The sequence below is a fragment of the Sphaerochaeta sp. genome (assembly GCF_050178175.1).
In the GTDB taxonomy this organism is placed as follows: domain Bacteria; phylum Spirochaetota; class Spirochaetia; order Sphaerochaetales; family Sphaerochaetaceae; genus Sphaerochaeta.
In genome coordinates this window covers 1-7,097 of the sequence record NZ_JBFXGH010000113.1, presented here as the reverse complement: position 1 = coordinate 7,097, position 7,097 = coordinate 1, and the positions used below count along the sequence as shown (strand labels likewise).

At 46.3% G+C, this 7,097-nt stretch carries 7 protein-coding genes; all 7 read right to left on the bottom strand.

Annotation, left to right across the window (positions count from 1 at the left end):
• Positions 1-506, bottom strand: a 506-nt coding sequence (locus AB7S66_RS10460; RefSeq protein WP_428519765.1) for a LacI family DNA-binding transcriptional regulator, incomplete at its 3' end; no start/stop codon positions are given.
• A gap of 85 nt (positions 507-591) precedes the next feature.
• On the bottom strand, positions 592-1,140 hold the full coding sequence (locus AB7S66_RS10455) for a hypothetical protein (protein WP_428519763.1): 549 nt from the start codon (positions 1,138-1,140) through the stop codon (positions 592-594).
• A gap of 176 nt (positions 1,141-1,316) precedes the next feature.
• Positions 1,317-1,607: a helix-turn-helix domain-containing protein gene (locus tag AB7S66_RS10450; RefSeq protein WP_428519761.1), complete on the bottom strand. Its 291-nt coding sequence runs from the start codon at positions 1,605-1,607 to the stop codon at positions 1,317-1,319.
• A 633-nt stretch (positions 1,608-2,240) separates the two neighbouring features.
• Positions 2,241-3,053: a sulfite exporter TauE/SafE family protein gene (locus AB7S66_RS10445; protein ID WP_206363085.1), complete on the bottom strand. Its 813-nt coding sequence runs from the start codon at positions 3,051-3,053 to the stop codon at positions 2,241-2,243.
• Positions 3,054-3,766: 713 nt separating this feature from the next.
• Positions 3,767-5,584: a polysaccharide biosynthesis protein gene (locus AB7S66_RS10440; RefSeq protein ID WP_428519759.1), complete on the bottom strand. Its 1,818-nt coding sequence runs from the start codon at positions 5,582-5,584 to the stop codon at positions 3,767-3,769.
• A 147-nt stretch (positions 5,585-5,731) separates the two neighbouring features.
• Positions 5,732-6,259 (bottom strand): transcription termination/antitermination protein NusG, encoded by a 528-nt coding sequence (gene nusG / locus AB7S66_RS10435; protein WP_428519757.1) that lies wholly within the window; start codon positions 6,257-6,259, stop codon positions 5,732-5,734.
• A gap of 37 nt (positions 6,260-6,296) precedes the next feature.
• Positions 6,297-7,097 (bottom strand): shikimate dehydrogenase (gene aroE / locus AB7S66_RS10430; RefSeq protein ID WP_428519755.1); only part of this gene is annotated, 801 nt, incomplete at its 5' end.

Here is a 7,097-nt window from a genome sequence, read left to right as displayed (position 1 = left end):
CCCTCATCAGGACGTGCATAGATACTTGCGGCACCCTCTTGGTAGTTGTTCACCAGTACAAAGGGAAGGTCGTGCTCGATGAGAGGGTCAATCTCAGGAAACTGGTCCTTGGTGATAGCGAAGATCAAACCATCATAGCTATGGCTGGTAATGAGGTCCCGGTAACTACGGTACTTGCCCAGATAGTTCTCAAAGACGATGCCAACATTGTAGTTGTACTGCAGTGCTCCAAGCAACAACCCATCCAGCAATGCAGGAAAGTAAGAACGGGTGAAGGGTAAAATCTTCTTGTAGTAGGGAACAACAAAGCCAATGGCAAAGCTTCTATTGCTTGCAAAGAGCGTAGCAGTACGTGAGGGCACATAGCCCAGCTGTTCTGCGGCCAAACGTACCTTCTTCTTGATCTTGTCGCTGATAAGGGGGGAATCGTTGAGTGCACGGGAGACCGTGGACTCAGATACCCCTGCTGCCTTTGCAACGTCAGCTCTTCCTACAAGCTTTTCCATGTAGGCCAGTGTACCATTTTTACGGAGAGTATGGTACGGCTTTCTTGCGTGTTAGCAACACTCACGTTGCATTAGTATTTAGGAATTAGAACCGATACCTGAGGCTTACCTGAGGATACATATCCACATTAAGCGTGGAGGTGTTGAGCTCATACATACCCATATAGACAAATTCAGTACTGATAGCAAAATGTTTGAAGAGGATGGTCTCGACGCCTATTCCGCCTCCAATGCCCAAGTTGAGGATGAGAGGTCCAGCACTATATACGTCAGGGTCAGCTGAAGTAAGTTTTGCTTCCCTATACCCTTGGTGGTGTACTCCCCCTACGAAATAAAGCGTTCCGGCAAGAGAGGAGTTCACTTCGTGGTACACCAAGGGGTATTGCAACTCAAACCCGATGTTATAGACCAGTTGGTCATTGCCATACTCCATCTCTGGGTGGTACAGCAAACCACCAGCTACTTGGTAGCCAATGTGCTCCTGCCATCGCTGGTAACTTATACCAACCCCGGCCAAGCGCCCAACCTGGACTCCCAATGCCTGGGAATACTCGCTTCCCTCTGCAAACAAGGGTGTGAAAAGAGAGGCAAGTAGAACAAGCAAAACCATGAAGGAACGCATGTTTGTTTTCATACAATAAGGTTACTACAATTCTTTACTTCTGTCTGGTTTCTTGCCATGGAAAATGCTCTGAATTACGGAGGACTTTAGGTACTGCTTCAGAAGGAATGAAACGGCAGAAATTACATTTTACTCTTATGTACTTTCACTAGACCTATAAACCCAAAAAGCAGCTCTTGGGATCTTTTTTACCGGTTCAGAATTTTCTTGATATATTGAGGATCCTCGGATGCTACTTTTAGAAGGGCCAAAGCAGGCCCCTCTGGAGTTCTCCTACCCTGTTCCCAATTCCTTAGTATAGCTACACTGACGCCAATCATTGAGGCAAATTCAATTTGTGTTGCCTTTACGTTTTTACGTATACCTTTTATATCAGGTGGTGAGAATACAAAAGTACGGGCAGGCTCTTTTTCCTTTCGCAGGATTTTTCCACCTTCTTGTATACTCTCTACCAACAATTCAAAATCTTTCTCGTTCATACTAGCTCCTTCCTAACCAATGCCGAGAGCTTCTGCAATTGTGCTTCTGTTATGTTCTCTGTAACGTTCTTTGCATAGGCATACAACAACAGAAACTGTCCATCAGAAGGAGCTAAGCCCTCTGTCAAGACAGGTATCAAGAAAAATAACGAATATTTCTATGCTACCTGATTATCGATTTCCCTTTCTGGGAAACATCCTGCTTTATACACTTCATCTGGTGTTTGGTAGTCCAATCCTTGGTGAATCCTTTCCTGGTTGAAGAACTCTACAAAACCTTTCAATCCATTGGGGAATAAATTACCCGTATACCACCACGTTTGCCACGACCACTCCCTGACCATCGAATTTTTCTCAGCCCTCCTGCACCAGGTATTACAGCCCCAGCATCAGGTCTATAAACCTGCTGTTTTTACAATTCTCTATAAGATTCATCGTCAAGGAATTCTTGAATTTGCTTGCTAATATACTCGTTTCGATGAATTCCATATGGTTATTATATACGCCATTGGCTTATATTTGTCAAAGTTCGAAAAGCAGTAATCAATCATACCTGGCCGAGACCATGTGACCTGAAAAAGATTATGTGACATATTGGGTTGCAAAACCTACCTTGTCAACTATAGCAAACTTTTAGAAGAACATTGAAATTGCCATTACCATAATGAATACAATAAAAAACGGGCCATAAAACTTTTCCAAAGCTTTTTTGTCTATCCGCTTACCCAACAAAGGCCCAAGGAATGCACCGGTTATCGTGCCGGATGCAAGCAAGATCACCAGTAGCCAATTCAGAGTTCCAAATGCACTATGGGTTATCACTCCTGTAACAGCTATAAAAAATAGCACCATGACTGATGTACCCACTACCTCCAAAGAGGAAAGACCCATACTATACAGACCTGCAAGGATTGGAGGTGTGCCGCTTGCACCGAGCATACCTGACATTAGCCCGCCAAGTAGTCCAAATACCGAGCCTTTTACTATAAGAAGCTTTGAAATAGGCTTACTTCCATGAGCGTCAGCTTCTAAGAGTTGTTCGCTTTCTGATATTTCTTCTTTGACTTGCTTTTTCTTTCTCGATATCACCATTCCGGCTCCCATGACAAGAAGAAAGACCCCAAATATTATTTTAAGAACTTTTAGGGGAATAATGGTAACAAGATAAGAACCTGCAGCTACTCCAATAACTCCGCCTGCTACCAGGAGAAATCCTATTTTTGGCTTTACATTTCCTGCCCTATAGTGACTTATTGAAGCAGCAAGGGTTGTCGGGATAATTGTTGCAAGAGATACAGACACAGCCTGATCCATGGAAACAGCAAACAATCCTGTCAGCATCCCAACATAAAATATTCCTCCACCTCCACCCATTAAAGAAATCAGAATCCCTATGACAAGCCCTGCCACAGGTAATAGATAAATCGGCAAATGCAATGCTATCACCTTTTTTAGTATCCTTCACTACCTATTGTAGCTTCCAAGTATCCCTCGATGAGTTGTTATTACAAATCCCGGGGTAAGCTAGAAGAATATCCAATAACCTACCATAATGTATAAGATTATTAAAAATTTGCTACAACTAAACAGAGTCAGACAGCAACCTCTTCCTCTGCTACATCTCTCTCGACTGGCTCCCAAAGTCATGTCCCACGCTCAGACCTCAACAAACTTCGGCAACCCCCATGAAAACTTTTCTCTATTTGACAAGGTATTTTCTGATCTATCATTCTTATCAAGCAACTCATAGACAAATGAAAAGTAATCTAAGGTGGAATGGATAGTCAAGACAGATTTTGAAACGGAAAAATCTTTTTCTCCTTTCATCTTGCTACACGAGAGACTAGCTGGTATCTTCGGACTTGCAAGACCACTTCCTGAACAATTTCCTTCAAAGCATTCACTGAATCCCTGGGGAAATCCAAATGATAGCATTCCACCATCTTCTGGGCATCATAGCAAGCTCTGTAAGGTGGTATTGTGTTACAGGGGAACCAAGAGAAACGTCATCCCCCAATCCAGTGCATATACTTGGTCTTCAGAGAACTCCCCACTGTGCTACACATACCCTCTCAAATACTTAGGTCTACCTGCTTTGTAGAAGAGCATGTGCAGTTCTACAAGATTGAGATTCTGTTACAGTCTTATTGCATAACACCCTACATCTTTGGGCCCTTGAACTCCGGAACCAGTTCATGAAGCATCTTCAGCATCTCTTCGGGAGTACTTTTCTCAAAGGCAGTAAGATAGTGATTGAGGAAGGAGAGTTCACTGATGGTATGGTTGTTTACCTTTGCCTTGAACACCAGCTTCTCCTCGGTAGGAATGGTGGTGTCCTTATTGGCAAGGAGTTCCTCATAAAGCTTCTCACCCGGTCTAAGCCCGGTGACAATGACTTGGCTTCTGCTATCCCCATAGTACTTCACCAACTTCTCTGCGAAGTCATAGATCTTGACCGGCTGACCCATATCCAAGACCATCACCTCTCCACCTTTTGCCATGCTGGCTGCCTTGAACACCAAGCCAACTGCCTCAGGAATTGCCATGAAGTAACGGATAATGTCCTTATGGGTGACGGTTATGGGAACCCCTGCCTTGATCTGGTCCATGAAGAGCGGAAGCATACTTCCCCGGCTTCCCAGGACATTGCCAAAGCGCACACAGACAATTTCTGTCTCCTTGCTGTTGAGCATGCCGGCCATTAACTCAACCACCCGCTTGGTAGCCCCCATTACATTGGTCGGGTTCACCGCCTTGTCGGTGGAGATGACCACGACTTTCTCAACCTGGTGCTCCTTGGCACTCTTGAGTACCGCATAAGAACCATTGATATTGGTTGTGATGGCCTCTTCTGGATACAGCTCCTGAAGTGGTACATGCTTGTAGGCTGCAGCGTGGAAGACCAACTGTGGTTTGAACTGGGTCATGATACGGTCAATCTTCTTTCGGTTCTTGATATCACAGACAATGGGAATGACCAGGTCACTCCACTCCTTCTGGTAGTTATGCAATCGCAGGGAGAGGTCATGGAGCTCTGTCTCATCAACATCGAGCAGCAGGAGCTGCTCTGGACCATAGGTAAGCAACTGCCGGCAGATCTCGCTGCCGATGCTCCCTCCTGCTCCCGTTACCAGAACGCGTTTCCCACGAACCATCTGCCTGATCGGCTCCTTGTCGATGCTGATCAGGGGACGACCAAGAAGGTCTGCATAGTCAAGATTCCTGAGGTCCAGCTCTTTCTGGCCCTCCTGCATCTCAAAGAGGGAAGGAATGACCTTGATATCACAACCTGCTTCCTTTGCCGCATCGACAGCCAGAAGCATTCTCTCCTGGTCAATCTGGGTAATGGCAATGATGAGCGTCTTGGCTTTCAGGTTCTGAAGCACCTGTGGCAAATCCTTCACACTCCCGTAGACCTTCACCCCGAGCATGTATGTGCCGTGGAGATGCACTTCATCATCGACAAATCCTACAATATGGTAGGGGAGCTTTCCTTTTTGGTACTGTCTTACCAAGGTATTTCCCAACTCCCCTGCCCCATAGATGACAGCTCGAGGATGCTGGTTGTTGCTCTGTTTATTTTTGAACACCAAGACCGACCGGTAAAAAACACGAAACCCCATCACCAGGAGAAAGCCGAAGATGTCGGTACTGACTATAAAGGGGATCCAATCACTACGGAATCCAAGGTAAAAGCCAATCAGGAGTATCCCGAGGATGGTTACCGGAATAAACGCGGTCAAACCACGACCGAGCAGGTCGAGGGAGCTCTCACTGATTCTGATATGGTAAAAACGAACGGCAAAAAGGAGCAGGATGGTGGCAAGAATATTAAAATAGAGCAATGAATCAAAATTGAAAGGCAAGGTCTGAAAAACCACCCAGGAAGCCAGCAGTCCGGCAGCAAACAAAAAAAATGCATCCATTGCCATCAGGACAACCCAGCGTATATAACGACTTTTCACCATTCCACTCATGCAACATCACCCCTGGTCTCTATCTTCTTCTGCTCCCATGCAGAACGTGTAGCACAAATTTTCTTGTGACACAGGAGCTCGGGTAGCGCTACTATACCATGCCGCTCATGCCCTGTAAATGAATCGTAGAGAAAACCCTCTTTCCAGCTACCTACTGGACTCAACAAACTCTACCGGCATACTCACACGCCTGATCACCTCTGCAAACTGGAACTCGACCATGACCCTGCTGTGACGATAATCGACCTTCACGATCGTACCCATGAAGTCCTTCATCGGCCCGTCGATAATTCTAATCGGCTCACCCTTCTTATAGACTACTTTCGATGGCCTGATGGTACCCTTGTTGTGCATAATCCAAGCAGCATACTCATAATCAGGGCCCTGTAGCTCAATGGTCTTGTTCAGATTTCTCAGGAATCCATAACAACCAGGTAGCTTCAGTACATCCCGACTGAAATCCTGCAATGATACATCACAGGAGAGCAACAGGTACCCAGGGAGTATGGGATGGTCAGTCATGATCTTTTTCCCCTTACGACGGTCGATCATCCGACGCATGGGAATGAAGGCCATCACTTCATCCTCTTCAAGTTCCCGACTGAAGAATTTGAGCAGATGAGCCTTCACATATTCTTCTCGTCCTGTCCTGCAAGCAATGAAGTAGTAGTTCATAGTCGCCCATAGTACAGTATTTGATATCTGTTTGTCATCAGAGTGAAAAGGCCTTTTCCAGTGCGGCTCTCATCACCTCTGCATCAGCGTCTTTTCCAGTCCAATTCTCAATACCAAGTACCCCTTGGTTCACCAACATTCCCAGTCCATCAAGGGTAGCTGCCCCTGCTTGCCTTGCACGCTTCAAGAAAGCCGTATCGGTGGGATTGAATACCACATCACAGGCAATGACATCCCGTAGTCCCTGGGAGAATGCAATATCGATACAGCTATTCTCATCAAATAACCCAACACTGGTTGCCTGCACCACCACCAAGCCATCTTCTTCAATCTGATAGGTACCTTCCCAAGGCTGGGTAGATACCTTGGTCTTCGAGATGCCCTGTAAACGCTCAGCAAGTGCTTCTGCTTTCTCTCTGGTACGGTTTACCAGCACAACTTCTTTCACTTCAGAGAGGACCAACTCCACGGCAATGGCTGAGGCGGCTCCACCTGAGCCAAAGAGTACCACGCGCCTCTCACTGAGATTGCTGACCTGCTCCTTCAGCGACTGCAGGAACCCCTTTCCATCGGTATTGTCTCCTTGGTAGGTACCATCCGCTTGCAGGGTGATACAGTTCACCGCATTGCTGAGTCGCGCACTTTCAGTGAAACTGTCCAGGTAGGGAAAGACCCTTTGCTTGAAGGGGGCGGTGACGTTGCCTCCGGCAACATGCAGGGCTTTCAACCCCTCCAGTGCTGTTTGCAGCTGGTCACTCTCCACCTCACAGGTGATGTATTGACCAGGAAAGTCCATATCCAAAAAGGCTTTCTCCATCATATATTGGGTGGGGTTTCC

What these genes read in the sequence shown, in the direction of transcription:
- AB7S66_RS10455 (WP_428519763.1), bottom strand. Translation starts at nt 1,140, where the DNA reads ATGAAAACAAACATGCGTTCCTTCATGGTTTTGCTTGTTCTACTTGCC.
- AB7S66_RS10450 (WP_428519761.1), bottom strand. Translation starts at nt 1,607, where the DNA reads ATGAACGAGAAAGATTTTGAATTGTTGGTAGAGAGTATACAAGAAGGT.
- AB7S66_RS10440 (WP_428519759.1), bottom strand. Translation starts at nt 5,584, where the DNA reads ATGAGTGGAATGGTGAAAAGTCGTTATATACGCTGGGTTGTCCTGATG.
- nusG (WP_428519757.1), bottom strand. Translation starts at nt 6,259, where the DNA reads ATGAACTACTACTTCATTGCTTGCAGGACAGGACGAGAAGAATATGTG.